Genomic DNA, 25,416 nt, shown 5'->3' on the forward strand with positions numbered 1-25,416 from the left:
CGTCACCACGTCGGCACCAGGGCGAGCTCGCGTCGCGGCAAGGGACCGGCTCCCTCGCCTGTTCCATTCCGTCCCCCGCGCGTCCGCCGCTCAACGCACGTGTACGTCCCACACCAACACCCCCACCGGGGAGCACCGCCGCCCAGCGCGGCCGAGTGCACCCACAGAGCTGTCCCTGGTGCCCCGGGCCCAGGGACAGCCCCATCCGAAGGGCTGACTCCTACCCATGGACAGAAGACGCTTCATCGGCCTCGCGGTGGCAACCGCCGGCGTACCCCTGCTCGCCCGGCTGCCGTTCGCGCCCGCCGCGTACGCCACCACCGCGGGTGTGGTTGCCGCGGCCGCACCCGCCGCGTGGCGCAACGTCCGCATCGACGGGGGCGGTTTCGTCCCCGGCATCATCTTCAGCCGGACCCGCAAGGACCTGATCTACGCCCGTACCGACATCGGCGGCGCCTATCGCTGGGACCCCGCGACATCCTCCTGGATCCCGTTGTTGGACTGGGTGGGCCGGTCCGAGTGGGGCTGGAACGGTGTGGTCTCCATGGCCATCGACGAGTCCAGCCCGGACAGGGTGTACGCCGCGGTCGGCATGTACACCAACTCGTGGGATCCGAACAACGGCGCCATCCTGCGCTCCGCCGACCTCGGAGCCACCTGGCAGGCAGCCCGGCTGCCGTTCAAACTCGGCGGCAACATGCCCGGCCGCGGCATGGGGGAACGGCTGGCCGTCGACCCCAACAAGGGCAGCGTGCTGTACTTCGGCGCGCCGAGCGGCAACGGCCTGTGGCGCTCGGTCGACGCGGGCGTCACCTGGGCGAAGGTGACGAGCTTCACCAACCCCGGCACCTACGTGGCAGACGCGAGCGATACGAACGGCTACTCCAGCGACATCCAGGGTGTCGTCTGGGTCGTCTTCGACCCGACGACCGGCAGCCCGGGAACCGCCAGCCGGCACATCTACGTGGGCGTCGCCGACAAGGACAACACCGTCTACCGCTCCACCGACGCCGGCGCCACCTGGACCCGGCTGGCCGGTCAGCCCACCGGCTACCTCGCCCACAAGGGCGTGCTCGACCACACGGGCCGTCGTCTCTACATCGCCACGTCCGACACCGGCGGTCCGTACGACGGTGGGAAGGGCGACGTGTGGCGGTACGACATCACCGCCGCGAGCTGGACCCGGATCAGTCCCGTCCCGTCCGACAGCAGCGACGCCTTCTTCGGCTACTCGGGTCTGAGTATCGACCGCACCAGCCCCGGCACACTCATGGTCGCCACCCAGATCTCCTGGTGGCCGGACCTCGTCATCTTCCGCTCCACCGACGCGGGCGCCACCTGGACCCGGGCCTGGGACTACGCCGGATACCCCACCCGCTCGTTCCGCTACACCCACGACGTCTCCGAAGTGCCCTGGCTGTCCTTCGGCGCCAACCCCAGTCCGCCCGAGGTCAGTCCCAAGCTGGGCTGGATGACCGAGGCGCTGGAGATCGACCCGCACGATCCCGACCGCTTCCTGTACGGCACCGGAGCGACGATCTACGGCGCCACCAACCTCACCGACTGGGACCGGGGCACGAAGATCACGATCAGGCCCGTGGTGAAGGGGCTGGAGGAGACCGCCGTCCTGGAGCTGGTCAGCCCGCCCACCGGCGCGCCACTGTTCTCCGCGCTCGGCGATATCGGCGGCTTCAAGCACACGGACCTCACCAAGGTCCCCGCGCTGATGTACACCCAGCCGAACTACAGCAGCTCCACCGGCATCGACTTCGCCGAACTCAACCCCTCCGTGATGGCCCGCTGCGGCAACATCGACAAGACCGCGAACCCGGGTGTCAACCGCGCGGCCTTCTCGACAGACGCAGGTTCCAACTGGTTCCAGGCGAGCAGTGAACCGGGCGGCGTCACCGGAGGCGGCACCATCGCCGTGGCCGCTGACGGTTCGGCCGCGGTATGGGCACCGGCGGGCGCGGAGGTGCAGCGCACCACCACCCACGGAAGCTCCTGGACCGCCGCCTCGGGCATTCCCCAAGGGGCACAGGTCCGGGCCGACCGGAGCAACCCCCGGAAGTTCTACGGCTACGCGGCGGGGAGGTTCTACCTGTCCACCGACGGCGGCGCCGGTTTCACCGCGACCGCCGCCACCGGACTGCCGGCCGACAAGGCGGCGTTCAAGCCGGTGCCCGGCAAGGAGGGCGAGATATGGCTCACGGGTACCGGAGGCCTGTGGCGCTCCACCGACTCAGGGGCAAGCTTCACCAAGGCCGCCGGTGTCGACTCCGGCGTGGGCATCGGCTACGGCAAGGCCGCCCCCGGCAGCACCTACCCCGCGCTCTACCTGGCCGGCAGCGTCGGCGGTGTGGACGGGGTGCACGCCTCCGACAACGCGGGCGGCACCTGGCGGCGTATCAACGACGACCAGCAGCAGTTCGGCAACATGGGCGACGCCATCACCGGTGACCCCCGTATCCACGGCCGCGTCTATCTCGGCACCAACGGCCGCGGCATCCTCTTCGCCGACGTCTCCGACGGCAGCGCCCCGGGCGGCGACACGACGCCACCGACGGTTCCCGCGGGCCTCACGGTCGCGGCGGTGACCGGCAGCACGGTGTCGCTGTCGTGGACGGCCTCGGCTGACGACACGGGGGTGACGGCGTACGAGGTGCTGCGCGGTGGGGTATCCGTGGGCACGAGCACGACCACCTCGTACACGGACACCGGCCTGTCCGCCGCGACCGAATACGGGTACGCGGTCCGGGCGAGGGACGCCGCAGGGAACGTATCTCCGGCATCGGCTGCCATCACCGCCAAGACCGGCGACGGGGGGAGCGGTACGGGCACGGTCAGGGTCCAGTACAAGAACAGCAGCTCCAACGCCACGGACAACTCGATCGCGATGGGCCTGAAGCTCTTCAACACGGGCGGTGGGCCGATGGACCTGTCCGGCGTCACGATCCGCTACTGGTTCGCGGACGCCCCGGGCACCGCCGGTCACCGGACCTGGTGCGACTGGGCGCAGTTGGGCGCAGGGAACATCACCCACCGGGTGGTCTCCGTCTCCGGCGCGCCCGCCGGTGCGAACAGGTGTCTGGAGATCGGCTTCACGGCCGCAGCGGGCGGCCTCGCAGCCGGTGCGGGTACGGGCGAGATCCAGGTGCGCCTCAACCGCTCCGACTGGACGAGCTTCGACGAGTCCGACGACTACAGCCGCGGCACGAACACGGCCTACGCCGATGCGCCGAAGGTCGCCGCGTACACCGGCGGCACCCTGGCCTGGGGGACGGCTCCGTGAGGGCCCGCACCTGTCCACGTAACGCGAACAACTCTGACGGGAGTCGCACATGAGAGCGCGATCCAACACGCCCGCGAGGCGCCTGGGCATCAAGGCCGCCGCGCTGCTGGGCGCGGCCGGCGCCCTGGTGGCGGCCGGCCTGGTGGCCGCCCCTGCCGCGCAGGCCGCCCCCACCGGCATTCACGTCAGTGACGGCCGGATCGTCGAAGGTGACGGCAGCGATCTGATCCTGCGCGGCGTCAATCACGCCCACACCTGGTACCAGACCCAGACATCCGCCCTCGCCCAGATCAAGGCCAAGGGCTCCAACAGCGTCCGCGTGGTGCTGGCCTCCGGCCGGCGCTGGGCGAAGAACGACACCGCCGACGTCGCGGCCACCGTCTCCCGCTGCAAGCAGAACAAGCTCATCTGCGTGCTGGAGGTCCACGACACCACCGGCTACGGCGAGCAGTCCGGCGCCGCGACGCTCGATCAGGCGGCGGACTACTGGATCAGTGTGAAGAGCGCGCTGGAGGGCGAAGAGGACCACGTCATCCTCAACATCGGCAACGAACCCTACGGCAACCAGGGTTACGAGGCCTGGACCAAGGACACCAAGGACGCCATCGTCAAGCTGCGGGGCGCCGGTTTCGACCACGCCATCATGGTCGACGCCCCCAACTGGGGACAGGACTGGGCCAACGTCATGCGGGACAACGCGGCGTCGGTCTTCGCCGCTGACCCCGACCGGAACACGGTCTTCTCGATCCACATGTACGGGGTCTACAACACCGCGGCCAAGGTCGAGGACTATCTGAACCGCTTCGTCACCGCCGGACTCCCCTTGGTAGTAGGGGAGTTCGGTGATTTCCACTCCGACGGCGACCCGGACGAGGACGCCATCATGGGGACCGCCCAGCAGCTCGGCCTCGGCTATCTCGGCTGGTCCTGGAGCGGCAACGGCGGGGGAGTCGAGTACCTCGACATGGTGACGGGTTTCGATCCCGACCAGCTGACCGCCTGGGGCAACCGCATCTTCAACGGTCCGAACGGCATCGCGGCCACGGCCCGAGAGGCCGGGATCTACTCGGGCGGATCCGACGACACCACCCCGCCCACCGCCCCCGGCACACCGACGGCCGCCGGAATCACCTCGACCGGGGCGCAGCTGAGCTGGGCCAGGTCGACCGACGACATCGCCGTCACGGCTTACGACGTGGTGCGGCTCGACGGCTCCACCGAGACGTCGTGGGCCTCGACATCCACCACCTCGGCCGCCCTCGGCGGACTGAGCCCCGGCACGGCCTACTCCTTCGCGGTCTACGCCCGTGACGCGGCAGGCAACCGCTCGCCGCGCTCGGCAGCGGTTGCCTTCACCACGGACACGCCGGATGAGGACCCCGGCCGGTGCAAGGTCACTTACACCGTGGTGAACAGCTGGAACTCCGGCTTCCAAGCCGATGTGCGGATCGCCAACACGGGCACCACACCCCTCGACGGCTGGACTCTGACCTGGAGGTTCGCCGACGGTCAGGTGGTCCAGAACATGTGGGGAGGCGCGCCGTCCCAGACCGGCGGTGACGTCAGAGTGACCCCTGCCGACTACACCCGAGTCATTCCGGCTGGCGGCTCGGTGACAGTGGGCTTCGTCGCCGGCGGCACCGGCGCGGCGGCCGGCAACCCCACCGCATTCGCCCTGGACGGACGGGCCTGCACGATGGGCTGAGCCGGCGAGGCCGAAAGGGCAGGCGAGAGTCCGGGTCCCGGCAATTTCCGGGACCCGGACACGTCCGGCGCGGTGCAGATGGTGGCTCCGGCGTGGTGATCGGGCAGGTTGCGGTGGATTCTCGCCGCAGGTGTCGGTCGGAGGTCCGTGGGAACAGGACGTTGATCGTCAACTCAGCCAGGCCGCCGGCCACGGAGGCGCCGAGAGTCGCCCGCACGGCTCTGTGCGTGCCATCGGCGGCGATGACGTTCGCGTTCGCCCTCAGACGCCTCGTAGATCAATTGGCTCTGTCGGGAACAGCGGGTCCGGCTCGCGCGGTTGCATCACAGAGACACCGGCGCTGCACGGGCGGGAGACACGGATGAAACCGGGTCGTCCGCCCCATCAGCATCCGGGCTCCCGGATCGCGGTGCGCCCGCCGCGCATTCGGACCAAGACGTATGTTCAGCAGGAGGACCGTTTCATGACTGACCGGCCGTTGACCCTCATGGCAGTGCACGCCCACCCCGACGACGAGGCCACCGGAACCGGAGGGGTCCTCGCGCGGTACGCGGCGGAAGGTATCCGTACGGTTCTTGTGACGTGTACCGACGGCGGTTGCGGTGACGGACCCGGAGGTATCAAGCCGGGCGATCCCGGGCACGATCCGAAGGCCGTTGCCTTGATGCGCCGCCAAGAACTTGAGGCGAGCCGTGACGTTCTGAAGATCAGCGATGTGGAGATGCTGGACTATGCCGACTCCGGGATGATCGGCTGGCCGAGCAATGACGCCCCCGGATCGTTCTGGCAGACCCCCGTGGAGGAAGGCGCTGTCCGACTTGCGGAACTCATGCGCCACTACCGACCCGACGTGGTCGTCACCTACGACGAGAACGGCTTCTACGGCCACCCCGACCACATCCAGGCCAACCGCGTCACGATGGCGGCGCTGGAGATGACCGCGCTGACACCGAAGGTGTACTGGACGACGATGCCGCGCTCGATGATGCAGCGGTTCGGGGAGCTCATGCGCGAGTTCAACGAGGACATGCCGGAGCCGGATCCCGCCGAGGCTGCCGCGATGGCCGAGATCGGTCTCCCCGACGATGAGATCACCACGTGGGTCGACACCACCGCGTTCAGCGGTCAGAAGTTCGATGCACTGGCCGCGCACGCCAGTCAGGGCGAGAACATCTTCTTCCTCAAGATGGGCAAGGAGAGGTTCGGCGAGTTGATGGGGGTGGAGACCTTCGTACGTGTCAAGGACGCCACCGGCGCGGCCTTGCCCGAGGACGATCTCTTCGCCGGACTGCGCTGATCTTCTCGTGCGATCGGGGGCGTGAGTACGACGAGCTGTACGGGGGAGAGGTCCCGCGCCCCTCACCCCGCACCGTGGTGATCAGCTTGTGGCTCCGCTGCTGCGGTTGCTCTTCCGCATCGTTTCAATTTTCCGCGTGGAGGCGAGGTTCTCGAACCGGGTCCGTGAGGTTCTCGGGACAGTGCCTTGGCTTTGAGCCTGAGCGGTGGCCTTCTTCGTGATCGCGGTGCGTGTTGCGCTGCTGGCCAATCAGCCTTGACAGTGCGCTGGTTGTCGCGCATGGCCTGGCGGCGCACCAGGCCGCTCCGACGTCGCCGAGCCGGTAGCGGGGCGTTTGGGTGTGCCGCCCCTGAGGGTGTGGATGCCGTGCCTGACCCCGCTCGCACGTGCTCGCCGCAAGGACGGCTGGTATCCCGCTTCGACCATCTCGTCGGACGCCGCGCGTCTGCGAGGAACGCGTACATCTGGTCCTTCTCGCATTGCGGGGCATCAAGTTGGATTCCTGCTTCGTGGACGACGCCTCGGCCATGGCTGCCGGCCCGCTATTGAGTGAGACCGCATTCCGCCGTCCGGGGCGGTTGGTGCCCGGACGGCACCCCGGCCCGACGCCATGCACCGCCGGGTTCCGGGGCGTCAGCCAGCAGCACTTTTTGACTTGTCCGGATCGACGCTGGCTTACATCTGCAAGGTTCAGTGCGCACGGACCAGCGCGCGGACGCTGTCGATGTTCCCGCAATCGGCCTTCAGATGCTTCGCCCGGTCCTGGAGGAAGACCGCACCGAGCTCGGCGCGGCGCTCGGTCGGCACGCTCTCCCGGGCTCCGTTGAGGATCGTGCGCTCCTCCTCATCGAGGTGGTGGGCCACGGCTTTTGCCAGCTCCTCCAGCTTCTCGTCCCACTCCTCGGAACCGAGCTCCTCCACTTCCATCAGGGCGAGAAGCGCCTCGTTACCCTCGTGGTGCTCCTCTTCTCCATGCTCGACTTCCTCGTTGTCCACGTTGTGGAACCGCTTGAGTGCCGGGTACACCTCCGCCTCCTCGGCCTCTCCGTGGGCGATCAGGAGCGCGGCAAAGTCCCTCAGCGCCGTCCCTCGGTCCTCCTCGACACTCCGCATTCGCCGCAGTAGTTCCTCCATGGTGCGATGGTCCTCGAGAATCGCAGTCACCACGTCACGAGCTTCGGACACCACAAACTCCTCTCCTTGGCCAGTGCTCCGCTGCTACCCCCGGGAAGAGCGGACAAGCGCGGACGGCCCCTCCTGGCCGACCCGGAGCGAGACCGAGTGGATGGTCGGTAGGCCGCCGGCACCGGCCCGGCACGCGCTGTGGCTGCGGTTCGGACATGCCGTGCCGGCGGCGCTTGTCGAGGCGGCGTCCGGGACAGGACAGGCCCCGTGCCGCCGTCGGCGAAGCTGTCCGGTCCCCGGTCCCCGGCCCCCGGGCTGCGAAGACCGTGCTGCTGCGCGCACTGCGTGGCCGCGCGGGCTCATCTCCCACATGCTGCCCTGTCCGGGGCGAGACGCATCGTCTCCGAGTCCGGTCGCGTAACAGCGCCTCTGGTCGGGAGTACCTGTATGCCCCCACGACCTGGACGGATACCTGAGGCAGCGGCAGGCTGCGCCGGCGTCTGGCGTGAATTGATCGAACGGAACCGTCGGCCTGTTGTACTGCGCGTATGGCAGATCAGAAGCAGTGCACAGTGGTGCGAACCGGGCAGTACGTGGGTGTCCAGGGCGGTACGTTCGGCGCGGGCATCAGCGCCCAGTCGGTGGGAGCGGAGCGGCTGTGTCTGCACCGTCTGGTGATGCCGGCCGGGACGCGGGGGCGCCCTCACCTGCACGATGGGCATGAGTCAGCCATCTTCATCCAGTCCGGCCAGGTCGAGGTCTGGCACGGGGAGGGGCTGTCGGAGCATGTGCTGCTGCGGGCGGGTGACTACATCCACATCCCGGCGGACACCCCGCATATGCCGGTGAACACCGGCGCCGAGGACATGGTCTGTCTGGTTGCCCGGACCGACCCCGACGAGCAGGAAGGCGTCCGGCTCCTGGACCTGCCGGTGTGGCTGGAGACCCGAGTGAGCCCCCTCCCGGTCGGAGCGGGCTGAACCGACCTGCTTCGGGCACGGAGCGTGACGGGGCTGCGTGCGGGTCCGTGCGTGGCCGGTGCCAGGCAAGGGCGATGCAGGCGCCCGGCTCGGGTCCGACCTCTCATGGCCACGAGCGGCGCCGGCCGATCGTGGCCCGAGCAGAACCAGCTGCTGACGCTCGCCGTGGCCGCAGCGGAGATCGTGTTCCCTCGCCAGCGCCTACGCGAAAACCCACGGCGCGCCACGAACACCGCCGTCCTGGCCTGTCGCGGAGGCCCTGACGTCATGGGGCAGCGCAAAGTTGGTCCGTGCACCCTTATGGCCGCTGAGCGTGCCCCAGGGGTGAGCACCCCTAGGTGCTGCCTGGCAGCACTCGAAGTACGAGGCCTCCACGCGGCTCCCGTGGTGCTCGCGCAGGACCTTGCAAGAGAGGCTCGGCGCGGCGAAGTCCAGGTCGAAGCCGCCTTGTTCCCAGTTCCATCGTCGCGGTGAGAACAGGGGGTTGGGGCTGTGGTCCTCCTCACCCGGAGCCCAGCTCGGAAAGTATTCGCCAAGTTGCCGGTTCGGCAGGATCCGGACGGCTCGGGTCGCGATGACGTGCTCGGCCCGCGCGAGTGTGCAGCTCGGGGTCGGTGCCTGCCGACTGGGAACTTTCCGGGCGATCACATCGCGATGCGCCATGCCAAGCACTCCTGTCATACGTCCTCGGTAGGGTTCGCCCCCATGGGAGCGAGTAGATGGTCGTACTTCACGTCCTTCCAGGAGAGTGAACAAGTTGCTCTGAACGATCTTCGCGAGGCGGTTTTCGCCCGCGATGGCGCGTACTACCGGGAAGCGGGCGTTGAGACGCCGGCAGCGCTGATGGCGAGCGGTTGGCTGGAGGAGGAACCGGCGCATTCGGTGCTTGACGTCGAACGCGTGGTCCGCTGCGAGGAGCACATGGAGGAGCCCGGCGACGTAAGAGTGGTCGAAGCGGCGGAAGCCGTCGAACTGTTCGGTACGGCGCAGCCCGTGCGGGAGGTTGTCGAGCAGGCCCTGAAACGGGCCGGTGACGGATGGTTCCCGCCGTTCGATCGTGGCTCCGGCTGTTGCACGATCGTCTATGGCGACGAGGGCCGCCCGACAGAGCTGTGTTTCTGGGGCTTCACCGGCGACTGATCCATGCTCCATGGCCAGACAGACCCGCTGGCACTTGTCTGGCCGATCATGTGCGGAGCCATAGCCAGATGACGAGGGCTGGTGCGGTGGCGGAGCCGAGGAAGACGTAGCCGCGTTTGTCGTATCAGGTCGCGACGGCTTGAGCGTGCTTGAGATTGTTGATGGCCCGCCCGACGGTGTTCCGCTTCTTGTGTCGATCTTCGTCGCACCCCGGTGGCCGTCCGCCGCGTGCCCCTCTGCGCAGGCGGGCGGCCTGGCTGTCGGTCTTCTCCGGGATAGTGTGCTGGACGCCCCGACTCCGCGAGTAATCACGGGGAAGGGGCCCGTTGCTGCAAGCCTTGTCCACGGCCAGGCTGTCCCCCGGTTTCTTGCGGGGCCTTCCCGGCCCCACCCGCGGGACCAGGCTCCGTCACGGCGTCTCGCCCTGGTGTTCTGGCTGCGCGTCCCCTTCAGGACGTGAGCCTGCGGTGGATCGGTGCGGGCGCGGGCCCCGTGCTGGTGAGCCCGCACGATGGTGGAGTCCACCGAGATGTCTCGGTCGATCCCGCCGGCCGCGTCGGCCTCGGCCTGGACCTGCTGGAGCAGGTGTTCCCAGGTTCCGTCGGCCGACCACACCGGTGGCGTTCGTAGACCGTATTCCATGGCCCGAATCTCGGGCAGATCCCGCCACTGAACTCCGGGCCGCACCCGGTGCAGAATCCCGTCGATCACCTGCCGGTGATCGCGTAACCGGCCACCACGCCTGTTGCTGACAGGTAGGAATGACCGCAGCCGACTCACCCCGCGCATGTCCACATCAACGCCCCGGGCACCCAGTAGTCACATGATCATCCGGACGGCTCCGAGGTCCGGCAGGTGCTCGAAGAGCATGGACCGGGCGGTGCGAAGAACGACAGCGCGGAGACACCGCGCCCGGTGAACTCGATGGTCACGTCGGCCGGAACCCGGCGTAGGGCCGTTCCGTGTCCTCCTCCCAGCCGTCCCGCATCGGAAGCGGCGTCCTCACGTCCCGCGGCTGCATCGCGACATCGATCGAGGTGTCGGGATGTCACCGGACCGCCTCGGAGACGAACTGGCGGACTGCGGAACCAAGGTCGGCGGCAAGCCTTCTGTCCCCACCATTGCCGACGCTGGCGTACCTCGCTATGTTAATCGAAAATCACATCAGCGTGACAAGGCGTACCGCGTCGTGGCCACACAACTGGCAAGTCAGCGAAGGCTCATAGCATCGTCTGGCCCATCACGGAAGCAGGTAAGTAAATGGAAAATCCCAGCAGGAGAAGGATCTTGTCCCTCAGTGTCGCGCTCGGTCTCGCCGGTGCGGCGAACCCCGCACAGGCGTGGGCGTCGACGGGTTCGGTGACCGGAGCCGGCGCAGGGACCGGTCCGGAATGGATCTGGGACGACATGGCCGACCCTCTGATGGTTTCGATGCTCGACAACGGCCATGTACCGGCGATCAACACCGCGTGGGGTTCATGGGTGAACAACAATGACCCGCTGCCCAGCGGCATGCCTTCCGAATTCACCGCCTACCTACAACAGGTCAACCGGCTTCCTTCCTGGGCCGACCCCGTCAAGCTGGCCCGCGCCGCCGACTTCAACCGTCGCAGGGACATGTATCTGTTCATGCTGTACGGCCTCGGCAGCGGCATCATGAGCACCGTGATCCCGCGCGAGGCCAAGAGCGTCTACTGGGCTGCCGGTGGCGGCGACATGCAGGACCGCGCGGCCAAGACGTTCACGTTCGGCTACGACCTGTCCCAACTGGGAGCCTTCCGGCCGACGGGGCAGTTCGTCGTCACCGCCAACAAGACGCGCGTGGTGCACGCTGCGGTGCGTCACCTGCTGCCCCAGTCGCCGCACTGGCGGGCGGTCGCGGACGAGACCATCCCGATCAGTGCCGCCGACATCCTGGTCACCTTCCACAGCCTGGGCACCTATGCGCGCAGGAAGCTGCTCGACTGGAAGATCCCGTTCCCGGCGGCGGACCAGGAGGCGTTCCTGCACTCGTGGCAGGTCGCCATTCACCTGCTCGGTGTGCCCGACGAGCACATTCCCCAGACCTGGGCAGCGGCGGAAGCGCAGTCGGCGCGAGTGCTCACCCCGATCCTCGCCCCGACGACCGAGGGCATCGCACTCGCCGAGGAACTGCTCGGTCTGACCGCACAGATCGATCTCGGCGTCACGCGCGGGTTCCTGAACGAGTTCGTGCGCTACGTCCTCAGCGACGAGGTCGGCAACTGGCTGGGACTGAAACGCGACTACGCGGCGGCGGCCCTGGTCCGCACCGCCTGGCCCACGTACATCCTGTTCCGTGAGGGGCTGTCGCCCATCATGCCCGCCACCTTCTACATGTTCGACCAGCTCGTACGCGCCCTCGGCATGGCGTTCCTCAACAAAGGCTCCTCCGGGACCACCACACCCATCACCATCCCCACGGGGAACAGGGTGGGCTGAGCTGCCGATCCCATCCCACAGGTGCCCGCCCTGCGGCAGTTGGGCCGAGGGGCGGGCGCCACGGTGCCGCCGGCGCGGGGCGCTGCGCTACGGGGCACTACGGGTGACGGGGCGTTGCGAGGCGCTACGGTGCCCTGCGTTACGCCGCGTTGCGAGGCGCTACGGTTCCCTGCGTTACGCGCGTTGCGAGGCGCACGAAGTGCCCTGCGCGACGCCGCGCCTCACCCATGCAGGCATCCGGCGACCGCTCAGAGCCCCAGAGCACCCACGACCAGAGCGGTCACGGCCTCACGGTGGGCGGGGCTGTCCCGCCACCGCAGTCTGCGTCCGGCCTCGACCGCCACGCCGAACCCCGCGTGCACCAGCACCCGGGCCTGGCGCGGATCCAGCTCCGGACGGGCCAGCCGCAACTGCTGCTCCCAGACGGCGATGTGTTCCCGCTGCGCGAGGACCAGGGGCCGCCGCAGGTCGGCCGGCAAGCCGGGAAGCTCGGCTTCGGCGACGCTGTTGAGCTCTGTGTATTCGAAGCTGTAGACCACATACGTCGCTGCCAGCGCGACGACGGCGTCGTGCGGCCCGGCAACCTCGTGCAGGCTCTGCTGCACGGCCTGGGCCAGCAGTCCCGCCGCCTGGAGGCACGCCGCCACCAGAATGTCGATCTTGCCGGGGTAGTGCCGGTAGAGCGCGGACGGGGTGAGTCCCACCGCTTCCGCGATCTGTCCGTTCGTGACGCTGGCGAATCCGTCCCGCGCGAACAGCGGGATGGAGGCCGCGAGGATCTCCGCGCGTCGCGTGCGCGGCACGGACCGGGCGGGCAGCTCGACGGGGGGCGCGTCCGGCCGGCCTGCCGCGGGGTCGGTCGCGGCCACGCGCAGCGCTGATGCCAGCAGCAGGTCCTCGGCCCGGCGTTGGGCGATCGAGGTGTGATGCATGGTGATCGACCCGATCGCACCTAGCGCCGCCACGGCCCGCAGGCGTTCGTCAGGCAGGGGGTGCTCGCGCTGCACCGCCTCGTCGACCCGCTCGACGAGACGGCCGAACTTCGCTGCGAGGCGTCGGCGGTCGTCGCGGTTGAGGTACCGGGCCTCCCACCGGTAGACGCCGCCCGCCGCGCGGTGCGCGACGGTGACCCGGGTGATGGCGGTGAGTACATCCGCCAAGGCCGCCCCGGGCGGTACCTCGTCGAGCGCGACGGCGAGTCCGTCCACCATGACGTCGGCGCACTCGGCGAACAGCGCGTACTTGTTCGGGAAGTGCCGGTACAGGGCGGCCGCGCTGATGCCCACGTCGGCGGCTATCTCTTCCATGGACGCCGTGTGGTAGCCGCGTTTGCTGAAGACCCGGCCGGCCGCCTCGACGATGAGCTGCTTGCGGTTGCGGGGCCGAGTGGCCGCGGTCGGATCGGCGGTCGAGGCCGAACGGTGGGAAGCGGAGGCGGGGGCCATGCGGGTGAGTCAATCACACGCCGTCAGCAGGCCGGGCCTCCTCGGAGTGGACCGCACAGGACGTGATTCCCGAATCACTTCCCATACGACACACCTGTCCCGCGCCACGAGCGGTCGGTGCCGACTGCCGGCGAGGCGGGCGGCTGTCCGTTGTCGGGCGGGGACATACCGCGCGACCCGCCGTTTCCGGTGCCGGAGCGGCTCGTCAGGTGAAGGTGAGCACCGGTTTGACCACGCTGCCGCCCCGCATGGCGGCCACAGCCGCGCCGATGTCCTCGAACGGAAACGTGGTGACCAGCCGGTCGAGAGGGAAGAGGCCATGCCTGTGCAGGCCGATCAGCTCGGGGATGAAGCGGCGGGGGTCGGAGTCGCCCTCGATCACCCCGTGGACGCGGACACCTTTGGCGATCAGGCCCATCACGTCGAACGTGACCTCACCGCCGAGGCCTAGCAGGGCGAGTTCGCCGCGCGGGCGCAGCGCGCCGACGGCCCGGCGGATCATCTCCGGTCGGCCGCTGGTCTCGACGACGTGGTGCGCACCGCCGCCGGTGAGGTCGCGCAGTGCCGCCACCAGACCGTCGCCGGGGGGCAGGGCCGCCTCGGCACCGAGTTCGGTGGCCAGGGCGCGGCGGGAAGCGATCGGGTCGACGGCCACCACCGGGTCGCAGCCCACGGCAATCGCGGCCATCAGTGCGCTCAGGCCGACCCCGCCCGCACCCAGGACGACCAGCGAGGAACCCGGTTCGGGTCGCAGTCGGTTGAGCACGGTGCCCGCGCCCGTCTGGGCGCCGCAGCCCAGCGGCGCGGCGACCGCGGCCGGCAGGTCGGAGGGCACCTTGACCACGCCGCGCTCGTGGACGACGGCGTGTGTGGCGAAGCTGGACTGGCCGAAGAAGCCGGCGTGGAGCGGTGCGCCGTCGAGGGAGAGCGGAGTGGTGCCGTCGTCGCGCCCACCGGAGAAGTTCAGGGTCTGTGCGGCGTGGCAGTACGCCGGGTGGTCCGCGGCGCACTGATCGCAGACGCCGCAACTGGCGAAGGTGAGGCAGACATGGTCCCCCGGCCCGACACCGGAAACCTCCGCGCCCACCGCCTCCACCCGGCCGGCGCCCTCGTGGCCGAAGACCATGGGGGTGAGGTGCCCGGGCCAGGTGTCCCGCATCCCCAGATCGGTGTGACAGATGCCTGCGGCGGTCATCCTCACCACCACCTCGCGCGGCCGCGGGTCACCGAGGTCTGCGTCCCGGACGATGAACGGCGCCCCCGGCGCCTCGGTGACCGCGGCGCGGACGCGTCTCACGAGTCCTCTCCGGCAGGCGTGCCCGCGAGCGGTCCCTCGGGGGCGCGCTCGAGGAAGAAGTAGTAGAACGGTCCCTCGCCGGGGACCCCCTTGGCGTTCATGATCCCCATCAGTGTGGTGTCGTCCACCCACTTGAAGTGGTCGAAGACGGGTCGGCCGTCGTAGACCATGGTGGCCGTCGGCTCGCCACGGAACTCGATGGTCCACAGACTGGCCTCGCCCTGACCGAGCTCGAGGTTGGAGTACAGCTCGCCCGCGGCGTTCCGGCAGATCAGCGGCTTGGCGTCATGCACGGAGTTGAACGTCTTGCCGTACCAGTTCGCCTCCTCGAGCATGCCGTCGAGGGGGTGGCCGGTGCGGAACTCGCCGCCCTTCCACTCGCCGAGTATGTCATCGGGGCGGACGGTGGCCAACGCCGCCCAGATCCGGTCGAGTTCGGAGGGGCTGACCGGGCCGTCCGTCTTCCGGAGCTCCTGGAAACGGGCGCGGGCCTCGAGCACGTCCATGCGGGGTGTCCTCTCGTCGGTGCTGTCACCACGGAGGTGACACATCAGAGCGTTGTCGGTGCAACGGGTACGTATACGGGTCGGGCCCGCCGGCGGGAGCAGGGTGCCCGGCCGCGTCACCGGGAGGTGCGCGGAGCGGAACCCCGGGGCAGTGGGAACGAGGAGTCGCCGGTGACCGCGCCGGGGTGGCCCACGGCGCCGAGGCTCAGCAGCACGTGGCGTGCGGCTACTTCCTCCGCGGTGAGTGGACCGTCCGCGCGGAACCAGTTGGCGACGCCCTGGCACATGATGAGCACCGAGCGCACCGCGTCGGCCGGGATCGGTGTGGTGAACACACCCCGGGCGCGGCCCGCCTCGACCGTGTCCAGCAGCATGTGCTGGAGATAGTCGCGCAGGGCGACGTAGCGGGCCCGGTTCTGCGGTTCCAGGCTGCGGATCTCGGTGTCCAGGAATGCCAGCTGCTGACGGTGGGCCATGTAGAGCACGATCGACTCGACCATGCCGCAGAATCGCGCCAGCGGATCGTCCCCGGCCTCACCGGCCGCGGCCCGGCAGCGGTCGAGGACGTCCTTGATGGACGTCTCCAGCAGCGTGGCCAGCAGAGCCTGCTTGTTCTCGTAGTGGTAGTACAGCGCGGGCACGGTGACGCCGACCCGTCGGGCGATGTCCCTGACCGAAGTGCCGTGGTAGCCGTGCTCGTTGAAGGCCTCCATGGTGTGCACCAGGATCGGGTGCAGGTCGAGCGGGCCGTAGGAGCGCCAGTGCTCCGCCGCGGGCTTGGTGTCCTGGCTCAGCTCGGTGCTCAATGACTCTCCTCGGGACGATCGGCGACCGGCGACATCGTAGGGCGTGAGTCCGAGAGTAGCTCCTTCCGGCTGCTTAGCGATCGATAAGGGAAATCCGGGTTGCGACGCCCGCTCTGCTCTCACTTCCCCGGTCCCGATCCGTAAAAACTCTGTGTGCGCGGGGAGTTGACGAGGAATCGTCGCGCTCCTACCTTCTTAGCGAACGCTCAGTAAGGTCCCGGTCGAGCGGCGGCGAGCCTGCCGTGCACCGAGAGAGGAACCCATGAGCCACCACTTCCCAGATCCTCCCGGCCGTGACGTGGCGGGCCCGCTGGAGGGCGTGCGCGTGGTCGAACTGGCAGGGATCGGTCCCGGTCCTTTCGCCGCGATGCTGCTCGCCGACCTGGGCGCCGACGTGGTGCGCGTGGACCGCCCAGGCCCCTCGCCGCTCGGCGGCGATCCCGCCTACGACGTGACCAACCGCAACAAGCGCTCCGTCCTGGTCGACCTCAAGTCACCTGAAGGGCCGGATACCGTCCGGGCCTTGGCGGGGCGCGCCGAGATCCTGGTGGAGGGGTACCGGCCCGGTGTCGCGGAGCGGCTCGGGGTCGGTCCCGAGGATTGCATGGCCGTCAACCCCGCGCTGGTGTACGGCCGAATGACCGGCTGGGGCCAGCGTGGTCCCCTCGCGCACCTGGCCGGACACGACATCGGCTACATCGCCACCGCCGGTGCCCTGTCCATGATGGGCGCACCGGACGGACCGCCCGTGTTCCCCGTCAACCTGATCGGCGACTACGCGGGCGGCTCCCTCTACCTGACCACCGGCGTCCTTGCCGCGCTGCTCACCGCCCGCGCCACCGGCCGCGGCCAGGTGGTGGACGCCGCGATCGTGGACGGCGCCGCACACCTCACCGCCATGTTCTGGGGGATGCTCGCCGAGGGCACCTGGCGGGACGCCCGCGGCCGCAACCTGCTCGACGGCGGCTGCCCGTACTACGGCGTCTACGAGACCGCCGACGGCGGCTGGATGGCGGTGGGCGCCCTGGAACCGCAGTTCTACACGGCGTTCGTCTCCCTGCTGGGCCTGGACGCCGAGTGCCTGCCTGACCGCTCCGACCGTGACAACTGGCCCGAGCTGCGGACCGGGTTCACCGCCCGGTTCAAGACCGCCACCCGCGAGGAGTGGACGGCCGTCTTCGAAGGTACCGACGCCTGCGTCGCGCCCGTGCTCTCGCTGCACGAGGCGGCCTGTCACCCGCACCTGACCGGACGCGGCACCTACACCGAGGCGTACGGCATCACCCAGCCCGCTCCCGCCCCCCGATTCTCCGACACCCCCGGCACCCTCCGGCTTCCCCCCGCCGTCCCCGGCGCGCACACCCCCGATGTGGCCCGCGACTGGGACGTGCCCGAACTGCTGAAGGACCACCGCTGATGGAACTGTCCTCACCCCTTATGTACGCCGGCGATCCGCGTGCCGCAGCCGACCGGGCCGCCGCGCTGGAGTCCGCGGGCCTCGACGCCGTCTGGGTGGCCGAGGCGTACGGCTTCGACTCCCCGACGGTCCTGGGATACCTCGCCGCGAAGACCGAGCGGATGCGGATCGGCCCGGCCATCCTGAACGTCTACTCGCGCACCCCCGCGCTGATCGCGCAGACCGCGGCCGGGCTCGACGCCATCAGCGGCGGCCGCGCCCTGCTCGGCGTCGGCGCCTCCGGTCCCCAGGTCGTCGAGGGCTGGCACGGCCGCCGTTACGACCGTCCCCTCGGACGCACCCGCGAGGTGATCGAGCTGTCCCGGCGGATCTGGCGGCGCGAGGTGATCGAGCACCACGGCATCACCGACCTGCCCCTGCCGTCCGGGAAGGGCGGCACCCTCGGCAAACCGCTGAAGCTGCTGAACCACCCGGTCCGCGACACCATCCCGGTCTACCTCGCCGCGCTGGGCCCGGCCAACGTCCGGCTGGCCGCCGAGATCGCCGACGGGTGGCTGCCCTTCCTCTACGTCCCCGAGCACGCCGCCAAGGTCTGGGGCCGGTCCCTGGCCGAGGGCGCCGCCGGGCGCGACCCCGCGCTCGGCCCCCTCTCCGTCGTGGCGGGCGGCCTGCTGGCCATCGGTGACGACGCCGAGGCCGTACGCGACCTGATGCGCCCCACTGTGGCCCTCTACGTCGGCGGCATGGGGGCGGCCGGCCGCAACTTCTACCACGACCTGGTGTGTTCCTACGGATACGAGCCGGCGGCAGCCGCCATCCAGGAGCACTATCTCGCGGGCCGCAAGAAGGAGGCCGAGGCCGCCGTACCGGCGGAGCTGCTGGAACGCCTTTGCCTGGCCGGCTCCGAGGGCTATGTCCGCGACCGCGTCGAGGTCTTCCGTGAGGCGGGCGTGACCATGCTCAACGTCACCCCCGTGGGCCCCGATCCCGCTCGCCTGATCGAGCGAGTGAGGAACTGGCTGTGACTCTGGAACGAGATGTGTACGGGCCCGACCACGAGGCCTTCCGCCGGACGGTGAGGACCTTCCTCGCCAAGGAGGTGGCCCCGCACCACGAACGCTGGGAGAAGGACGGCGTCGTCGACCGCGAGCTGTGGCGCTCGGCGGGGCGCCAGGGCCTGCTGGGCATGGCCGTCGGAGAGGAGTACGGCGGCGGCGGGACCGGCGACTTCCGGTACAGCGCCGTCCTCATAGAGGAGTTCGCCCGCACCGGCGCCTCCGGGCCGGCCCTGAGCCTGCACAACGACATCGTCGGTCCGTACCTGACCCGCCTCGCCGACGAGGATCAGAGACGCCGCTGGCTGCCCGGGTTCGTCTCCGGGGACATCGTGACCGCCATCGCCATGACGGAACCCGGGGCCGGTTCCGACCTGCAGGGCATCCGCACCACCGCCACCGACCAGGGCGACCACTACCTGCTCAACGGCGCGAAGACCTTCATCTCCAACGGCATCCTCGCCGACCTCGTCGTCGTGGTCGCGCGCACCACCCCCGAAGGGGGAAGCGGCGGGCAGAGCCTGCTCGTGGTCGAGCGTGGCATGGCGGGCTTCGAGCGCGGCCGCAACCTCGACAAGATCGGTCAGAAGGCCCAGGACACCGCGGAGTTGTTCTTCAACGACGTGCGCGTTCCCAAGGAGAACCTGCTGGGGGAGGAGAACCAGGCCTTCGCCTATCTGATGGGCAGTCTCGCCCAGGAGCGGCTGGCCATCGCGGTCGGCGCCGCCGCCGCGGCCGAGGAGATCCTGGACGTCACCACGCGGTACGTGAAGGAGCGCGAGGCGTTCGGGAGGCCGCTGGCCAAGCTCCAGCACATCCGTTTCGAGATCGCCGAGATGGCGACCGAGGCCGCGGTCACCCGGACCTTCCTGGACCGCTGCGTCGCCGAGCACACCCAGGGCCGGCTCGACGCCGTGCACGCCTCGATGGCCAAGTGGTGGGCCACCGAACTCCAGAAGCGGATCGTCGACCGCTGTCTGCAACTCCACGGCGGCTACGGCTACATGAGTGAGTTCCGGGTGGCCCGGGCCTTCCTCGACAGCCGTATCCAGACCATCTACGGCGGCACCACCGAGATCATGAAGGAGATCATCGGCCGCTCGCTGCTCGGATGAGCCGGTCGGCTCCGCCACGGCATCGCCGTGTTGCGTCCGAGGCTCCTTCAGACCCGACATGGAAGGCACCCAAGGTGAGCACCGAAGCGTACGTGTACGACGCGATCCGCACCCCGCGTGGTCGCGGCAAGGCCAACGGGGCCCTGCACGGAACCAAGCCGATCGATCTGGTCGTCGGCCTGATCCACGAGACCCTCCGCCGCTTCCCGGAACTCGACCCGGCGGGGATCGACGACATCGTGCTCGGAGTGGTCGGCCCGGTGGGCGACCAGGGCGCCGACATCGCCCGCACCGCCGCCCTCCTCGCAGGTCTGCCGGAGACGGTTGCGGGCGTTCAGGAGAACCGCTTCTGCGCGTCCGGGCTGGAAGCCGTCAACATGGCGGCGATGAAGATCCGTTCGGGATGGGAGGACCTGGTCCTGGCGGGCGGTGTGGAGTCCATGTCGCGTGTCCCGATGGGCAGTGACGGCGGCGCCTGGGCGCTGGACCCGCGCACAAGCCACGCCACGGGGTTCGTCCCGCAGGGCATCGGCGCCGACCTGATCGCCACACTGGAGGGCATCTCCAGGCACGACGTGGACTCCTACGCGGCGCTCTCGCAGGAACGGGCAGCCGCCGCCTGGAAGAACGGGCGCTTCGACCGCTCCGTGGTCCCCGTGCGGGACCGCAACGGGCTGCTCGTCCTCGACCGGGACGAGCACATCCGTCCCGGCACCACCGCCGAGAGCCTTGCCGTGCTCAAGCCCTCCTTCGCACGGACAGGCGAACTGGCCGGCTTCGACGCGGTGGCGCTGCAGAAGTACCACTGGGTGGAGAGGATCGACCACGTCCACCACGCGGGCAACTCCTCAGGCATCGTCGACGGCGCGGCCCTGGTCGCCATCGGCTCCAGGAAGGCCGGCGAGCGCCACGGCCTGATCCCGCGTGCCCGGATCGTCTCCGCCGCCGTCTCCGGCGCCGAGCCCACCATCATGCTGACCGGTCCCGCACCCGCCTCCCGCAAGGCGCTCGCCAAGGCCGGACTGACCGTCGACGACATCGACCTGGTCGAGATCAACGAGGCGTTCGCCGCCGTGGTCCTGCGCTACGTCAAGGACATGGGGCTGAACCCGGACAGGGTCAACGTCAACGGCGGAGCCATCGCCATGGGGCACCCGCTCGGAGCCACCGGCGCGATGATCCTCGGCACCCTCGTGGACGAACTGGAGCGCCGCGACCTGCGGTACGGGCTGGCCACCCTGTGCGTAGGCGGCGGCATGGGCATCGCAACCGTCGTCGAACGCCTCTGACCGCCGCGTCCCGCTCCGCAGCCGTTCACCTTCACGGGAGACAACAGCCATGGACACCACCGCACGACCTTCCACCATCCGCTGGGAAGAGTCCGACGACCACGTCGTCACGCTTGTCCTCGACGACCCCGGCCAGTCCGCCAACACCATGAACGCCGCGTTCATCGACTCGCTCGACGCCGTCGCGGCGCGGCTGGCGGAACGCCGCGACGACATCCGGGGCGTCATCGTCACCTCCGCCAAGAACAGCTTCTTCGCCGGCGGCGACCTGCGCGATCTGATCTCCGTCACTCCCGAGACCGCCGGCGCCTCCTTCGAGGCCGGGATGCGCGTCAAGCGCTCGCTGCGCGTCCTTGAGACACTGGGCATACCGGTCGTCGCCGCCATCAACGGCGCGGCCCTGGGCGGCGGTTACGAGATCGCCCTGGCCTGCCACCACCGCGTCGTACTGGACAGCCCGGCCGCCCGCGTCGGGCTGTCCGAAGTAACCCTGGGCCTGCTGCCCGGCGGCGGGGGAGTGACCCGCACGGTCCGGATGTTCGGCGTGGCGGACGCCCTGCGAAAGGTCCTCCTGGAGGGTACCCAGTACGGACCGGCGCGCGCCCTGGAGGCCGGCCTCGTCGACGAGATCGCCGCTGGTCCGCATGAACTCCTCTCCAGAGCACGGGCGTTCGTCGACGCCCACCCGCAGTCCGCGCAGCCCTGGGACGCCCCCGGGTACCGCATCCCCGGCGGTACCCCCTCGGACCCGGAACTCGCCGCGCGACTCCCCGCCTTCACTGCGATGCTGGTGAGCAGGACGGGTGGCGCCCCCTGCCCGGCGCCGCTCAACATCCTCTCGGCGGCCGTGGAGAGTTCCCAGGTCGACGTGGACACGGCCTTCGTGGTCGAAGCCGGGTACCTGACGGAGCTGGTGACCGGGCAGATCACCAAGAACATGATCCAGGCGTTCTTCTTCGACAAGCAGGCGGTCAACTCCGCTGTCGGCCGCCCGAAGGGCTTCGAGCCCCGCGAGGTGACCAAGGTGGCCGTGCTCGGCGCGGGCATGATGGGCGCCGGCGTCGCCTACGCCTGTGCCGGGGCGGGCATCGACGTCGTACTGAAGGACGTCACCGCCGAGGCGGCGGCGAAGGGCAGGGCCTACTCCGAGAAACTGTGCGCCAAAGCCGTCTCGCGCGGCGACTCGACGCAGGAGAGGGCGGACGCACTGCTGGCCCGCATCACCCCCACCGCCGACATCCAGGATCTGGCCGGCTGCGACGCGGTGATCGAGGCCGTCTTCGAGGACACCGGGGTCAAGCACCAGGTGTTCCAGGAGATCCAGGGGGTGCTCGCCCCGGACGCTTTGCTGTGCTCCAACACCTCCACGCTGCCCATCACCGTCCTCGCCAAGGGGGTGGAGCGCCCGCAGGACTTCATCGGCCTGCACTTCTTCTCGCCGGTCGACAGGATGCCGCTGGTCGAGATCATCAAGGGGGAGAAGACGGGGGAGGAGGCGCTTGCGCGGGCCCTCGATCTGGTGCGGCAGATACGCAAGACGCCGATCGTGGTCAACGACTCGCGCGGCTTCTTCACCTCCCGCGTCATCGGCCACTTCATCGACGAGGGCGTCGCCATGGTCGGCGAGGGCATCGACCCGGCCTCCGTCGAGCAGGCCGCCGCTCAGGCCGGCTACCCGGCCAAGGTCCTCAGCCTGATGGACGAGCTCACCCTCACCCTCCCGCGCAAGATCCGCGAGGAGGCCCGCCGCGCGGCCGAGGCGGCGGGCCGCAGCCGGAAGCCACACCCGGCGGACGCGGTGGTCGACCGCATGATCGACGAGTTCGGCCGCCCCGGACGGCTCGGCGGCGCGGGGTTCTACGACTACGCGGACGGCAGGCGCGCCAGGCTCTGGCCAGGTCTGCGCGAGCACTTCACGGATCCCGCGAAGCAGCCGGCGGACCTGCCCGAGATGGTGGAGCGGATGCTCTTCGTCGAAGCGCTGGACTCGGTGCGCTGCCTGGAAGAAGGCGTGCTGGTCTCGGTGGCGGACGCCAACATCGGCTCGCTTCTCGGTATCGGCTTCCCTCCGTGGACCGGCGGCGTACTGCAGTACATCAACGGCTACGAGGGAGGCCTGACCGGCTTCGTGGCCCGCGCACGTGAGCTGGCCGACAAGCACGGCGAGCGCTTCGCCCCGCCCGAGCTGCTGCTGCGCAAGGCCGCGCAGGGCGAGACCTTCACCGACTCCTGATCCGCTGCGGGCCTCGGTGACCCCTGGCCCCCGTTCGCACCCCTTAGCGCCGACCGGTCTCGTGGGCAGAGCCGTTCTCCCCCACGGCCCGGACCCACGGGCGGCACACCCCCGTAGCCCACCCACCCCATATCCCGCTCGGCACACCCCCGTAGCCCATCCCCCCATATCCCACCCGTCTCCACCCGGCAGGCCCGCCGGGGCTCCCCACCGCCCCGGTCTCCCAAGACGTTCTCTCTTGACTCCCAAGGAGGCCCCGATGACATCAGCACCCCGCACCACCGGCGACCTGCCCGACGCCCCGGCCGACCGGACCCTGCCGCAACTGCTGGCCCGCAACGCACGTGAGCACCCCCAACTCCCCGCACTCTCATGGCAGTCGGCGGACACGGACGGTGGCTGGACGACGTACAGCTGGGCGCAGGTCCACGAGCACACCCGGATTCTCGCCGCCGGGTACCGGGCCCTGGGTGTCGGTCGCGGCGACCGAGTACTGCTGATGATGTCCAACCGGTCCGAACACTGGCTGTCCGACCTGGCACTGGTCCGCCTCGGCGCGATCCCGGTCAGTGTCTACGGCACCGCGGCCCCCGAGCAGATCACCCACATCGCCCGCAACTGCCGGGCCCGCCTCGCCGTGGTGGAGGGGGCGGCACAGGTGGCGGTGTGGGAGCCGCTGATCGCCGACCCCGACACCCCGCTGGAGCGCCTGGTGGTGGCCGAGGCTGACGGGGAGGGCAGTCACCTCCCGTACGCCGCCCTGCTCCGCGAACCCGTGCCGGAGCAGTTCGCCAAAGAACTGGACGTTGCCGACTCCGAGGACCCGCTGACCGTCGTCTACACCTCCGGTACCAGCGGCGAGCCCAAGGGTGTCGTACTGACCCACCGCCAGGTGATCTCCAACGCTCTCGCGCTGGACGCCGTGGTGGAGCTGCCCCCGCACGTCGAGCACATCTGCTACCTGCCCTTCGCCCACATCGCCGAGCGGATGCTGGGCATCTACCTGCCCTGCCACCGTGCCTCGCACGTCTACCTCTGCGCCGATCCGACAGGGGTCGCCGCCGTGGTGCGCAAGGTGCGTCCCGCACAGTTCTTCGGGGTGCCGAGGATCTGGGAGAAGCTGTCCGCCGGTGTGCGGGGCGTCCTCTCGCTGATGCCGGCCGAGCAGCGGGGGGTCATCGACCAGGCATTCGAGATCGCCCGCGAGCACGTCGCGTACCGCGAGCGGGGCGAGACACCGCCCGCCGGCATCGAGGAGCGCTACGCCCGCGCCCGCGAGGACGTGCTGCTGCCCCTGCTGGCCGCGGGCGGACTGGACCAGGTGACATGGTCGGCCAGCGCGTCGGCTCCGATGTCCGCGGACGTGGTGAGTTTCTGGGCCGGCTTCGGCGTGGTCATCATGGACGCCTGGGGGCTGACCGAGACCACCGGCGTGGCGACCAGCAACAGCCCGCGGACCGGCTTCCGGCTCGGTTCGGTAGGGCGCCCCGTCGAGTCCGTGGAGGTCCGCGTCGCCGAGGACGGCGAGATCCTGGTCCGGGGAACGTCCGTCTTCTCCGGCTACCTCCAGCCGGACGGCTCGGTGCGGTCCGCCCTGGACGCGGACGGCTGGCTGGCTACCGGCGACATCGGCCGGATGGACGAGGACGGCTACCTCTGGCTCACCGACCGGAAGAAGGAGATGATCATCACCTCCACCGGCAAGAACGTCTCACCGGCCCTGGTGGAGAACGCGCTCAAGGCGCACCCGCTGATCGGCCAGGCGATGGTGCACGGCGACGAGCGGTCCTACCTGGTCGCGTTGCTGGTGCTCGACGCGGAGGCCGCCCCGTCCTGGGCCGTGGCCAACGGCATCGAGGCGGCCGGGGGACTGGCCGGGCTGGCGGAACACCCCGCCGTCCGGGCGGAGGTGGACCGGGCGGTCGCCGCGGCCAACTCCCGGCTCAACCGTACGGAGCAGGTCAAGCGGTATGAGCTGCTGGCCGAGGAATGGGGCCCGGCGACGGGGGAGTTGACGCCGTCGTTGAAGATGCGGCGCCGGGTCATCCGGGACAAGTACGCCGACTCGCTGTCCCGCCTCTACCAGGGCTGAGCCGGGCGCCTCATTCGACCCTGCCACGACAGTGCGGCCGCCCACCTCGACCACAGCGGGCGGCCGCACTGTCACGCCCTGCCGTCTCATTCTGTCGTTCAACGCATGACAGGCGGGGATGGGGAACCAGGTCCACAGGCCGGCGGTGTCCGCGCCGCGGAT

Annotated in this window: 17 protein-coding genes and 1 pseudogene; 12 read left to right on the top strand and 6 right to left on the bottom strand. The window is 69.8% G+C overall.

From position 1 onward, the window contains the following. Nucleotides 1–226: 226 nt before the first annotated feature. From AB0C82_RS32680 to AB0C82_RS32690, 3 genes are all read left to right on the top strand, one after another. Nucleotides 227–3,292: a cellulose binding domain-containing protein gene (locus AB0C82_RS32680; protein WP_362849348.1), complete on the top strand. Its 3,066-nt coding sequence runs from the start codon at nucleotides 227–229 to the stop codon at nucleotides 3,290–3,292. A 49-nt stretch (nucleotides 3,293–3,341) separates the two neighbouring features. Beyond that, the gene (locus tag AB0C82_RS32685; protein ID WP_362849350.1) at nucleotides 3,342–4,997 is read left to right on the top strand and encodes a cellulase family glycosylhydrolase; all 1,656 of its coding nucleotides are present in this window, start codon (nucleotides 3,342–3,344) and stop codon (nucleotides 4,995–4,997) included. A gap of 463 nt (nucleotides 4,998–5,460) precedes the next feature. After that, nucleotides 5,461–6,294, top strand: a complete 834-nt coding sequence (locus tag AB0C82_RS32690) for a PIG-L family deacetylase (RefSeq protein WP_362849352.1) — start codon at nucleotides 5,461–5,463, stop codon at nucleotides 6,292–6,294. 690 nt (nucleotides 6,295–6,984) lie between these two features. On the opposite strand, the gene AB0C82_RS32695 is transcribed toward AB0C82_RS32690, so the two are convergent. Further along, complete coding sequence (locus tag AB0C82_RS32695; protein WP_362849354.1) at nucleotides 6,985–7,479, bottom strand: hemerythrin domain-containing protein; 495 nt, start codon at nucleotides 7,477–7,479, stop codon at nucleotides 6,985–6,987. Nucleotides 7,480–7,967: 488 nt separating this feature from the next. Here AB0C82_RS32695 and AB0C82_RS32700 point away from each other — a divergent pair, with 488 nt between their 5' ends. After that, nucleotides 7,968–8,399, top strand: coding sequence for a cupin domain-containing protein (locus AB0C82_RS32700; RefSeq protein ID WP_362849356.1), 432 nt, complete (start codon nucleotides 7,968–7,970; stop codon nucleotides 8,397–8,399). Between the two features lie 705 nt (nucleotides 8,400–9,104). Continuing rightward, nucleotides 9,105–9,539: a hypothetical protein gene (locus AB0C82_RS32705; protein WP_362849505.1), complete on the top strand. Its 435-nt coding sequence runs from the start codon at nucleotides 9,105–9,107 to the stop codon at nucleotides 9,537–9,539. Between the two features lie 642 nt (nucleotides 9,540–10,181). Here AB0C82_RS32705 and AB0C82_RS32710 read toward each other — a convergent pair. Continuing rightward, nucleotides 10,182–10,328: pseudogene (locus AB0C82_RS32710) on the bottom strand (transposase); the annotation flags it as partial. A 471-nt stretch (nucleotides 10,329–10,799) separates the two neighbouring features. Here AB0C82_RS32710 and AB0C82_RS32715 point away from each other — a divergent pair. Then, nucleotides 10,800–11,999, top strand: coding sequence for an oxygenase MpaB family protein (locus AB0C82_RS32715; protein WP_362849359.1), 1,200 nt, complete (start codon nucleotides 10,800–10,802; stop codon nucleotides 11,997–11,999). 248 nt (nucleotides 12,000–12,247) lie between these two features. Here AB0C82_RS32715 and AB0C82_RS32720 read toward each other — a convergent pair whose 3' ends face one another. The 4 genes from AB0C82_RS32720 to AB0C82_RS32735 all read right to left on the bottom strand — a co-directional run bounded on the left by AB0C82_RS32720 (nucleotide 12,248) and on the right by AB0C82_RS32735 (nucleotide 16,053). After that, nucleotides 12,248–13,444 carry a TetR/AcrR family transcriptional regulator gene (locus AB0C82_RS32720; protein ID WP_362849362.1) on the bottom strand — a complete coding sequence of 399 codons (1,197 nt, stop codon included), beginning with the start codon at nucleotides 13,442–13,444 and terminating at the stop codon, nucleotides 12,248–12,250. Nucleotides 13,445–13,649: 205 nt separating this feature from the next. Then, nucleotides 13,650–14,741 carry an NAD(P)-dependent alcohol dehydrogenase gene (locus tag AB0C82_RS32725; RefSeq protein ID WP_362849365.1) on the bottom strand — a complete coding sequence of 364 codons (1,092 nt, stop codon included), beginning with the start codon at nucleotides 14,739–14,741 and terminating at the stop codon, nucleotides 13,650–13,652. Next, on the bottom strand, nucleotides 14,738–15,247 hold the full coding sequence (locus tag AB0C82_RS32730; protein WP_362849368.1) for a DUF4334 domain-containing protein: 510 nt from the start codon (nucleotides 15,245–15,247) through the stop codon (nucleotides 14,738–14,740). Before AB0C82_RS32730 ends, AB0C82_RS32725 begins: the two co-directional genes overlap by 4 nt. Before the next feature lie 116 nt (nucleotides 15,248–15,363). Beyond that, nucleotides 15,364–16,053 carry a TetR/AcrR family transcriptional regulator gene (locus AB0C82_RS32735; protein WP_362849371.1) on the bottom strand — a complete coding sequence of 230 codons (690 nt, stop codon included), beginning with the start codon at nucleotides 16,051–16,053 and terminating at the stop codon, nucleotides 15,364–15,366. Between the two features lie 262 nt (nucleotides 16,054–16,315). Between AB0C82_RS32735 and AB0C82_RS32740 the strand changes: the two genes are divergently transcribed. The 6 genes from AB0C82_RS32740 (at nucleotide 16,316) to AB0C82_RS32765 (ending at nucleotide 25,254) form a co-directional block, all read left to right on the top strand. Next, complete coding sequence (locus tag AB0C82_RS32740) at nucleotides 16,316–17,470, top strand: CaiB/BaiF CoA-transferase family protein (RefSeq protein WP_362849373.1); 1,155 nt, start codon at nucleotides 16,316–16,318, stop codon at nucleotides 17,468–17,470. Next, the gene (locus AB0C82_RS32745) at nucleotides 17,470–18,495 is read left to right on the top strand and encodes an LLM class F420-dependent oxidoreductase (RefSeq protein WP_362849375.1); all 1,026 of its coding nucleotides are present in this window, start codon (nucleotides 17,470–17,472) and stop codon (nucleotides 18,493–18,495) included. The genes AB0C82_RS32740 and AB0C82_RS32745 overlap by 1 nt, the downstream gene beginning before the upstream one ends. Nucleotides 18,496–18,497: 2 nt before the next feature. Continuing rightward, nucleotides 18,498–19,640, top strand: a complete 1,143-nt coding sequence (locus AB0C82_RS32750; RefSeq protein ID WP_362849498.1) for an acyl-CoA dehydrogenase family protein — start codon at nucleotides 18,498–18,500, stop codon at nucleotides 19,638–19,640. A gap of 74 nt (nucleotides 19,641–19,714) precedes the next feature. Beyond that, nucleotides 19,715–20,929, top strand: coding sequence for an acetyl-CoA C-acetyltransferase (locus AB0C82_RS32755; protein ID WP_362849377.1), 1,215 nt, complete (start codon nucleotides 19,715–19,717; stop codon nucleotides 20,927–20,929). A gap of 49 nt (nucleotides 20,930–20,978) precedes the next feature. Further along, on the top strand, nucleotides 20,979–23,162 hold the full coding sequence (locus AB0C82_RS32760) for a 3-hydroxyacyl-CoA dehydrogenase NAD-binding domain-containing protein (protein WP_362849380.1): 2,184 nt from the start codon (nucleotides 20,979–20,981) through the stop codon (nucleotides 23,160–23,162). Between the two features lie 259 nt (nucleotides 23,163–23,421). Beyond that, on the top strand, nucleotides 23,422–25,254 hold the full coding sequence (locus AB0C82_RS32765; RefSeq protein ID WP_362849382.1) for a long-chain fatty acid--CoA ligase: 1,833 nt from the start codon (nucleotides 23,422–23,424) through the stop codon (nucleotides 25,252–25,254). Nucleotides 25,255–25,416: the final 162 nt, after the last annotated feature.

This window comes from Streptomyces sp. NPDC048560 (assembly GCF_040650955.1).
In the GTDB taxonomy this organism is placed as follows: domain Bacteria; phylum Actinomycetota; class Actinomycetes; order Streptomycetales; family Streptomycetaceae; genus Streptomyces.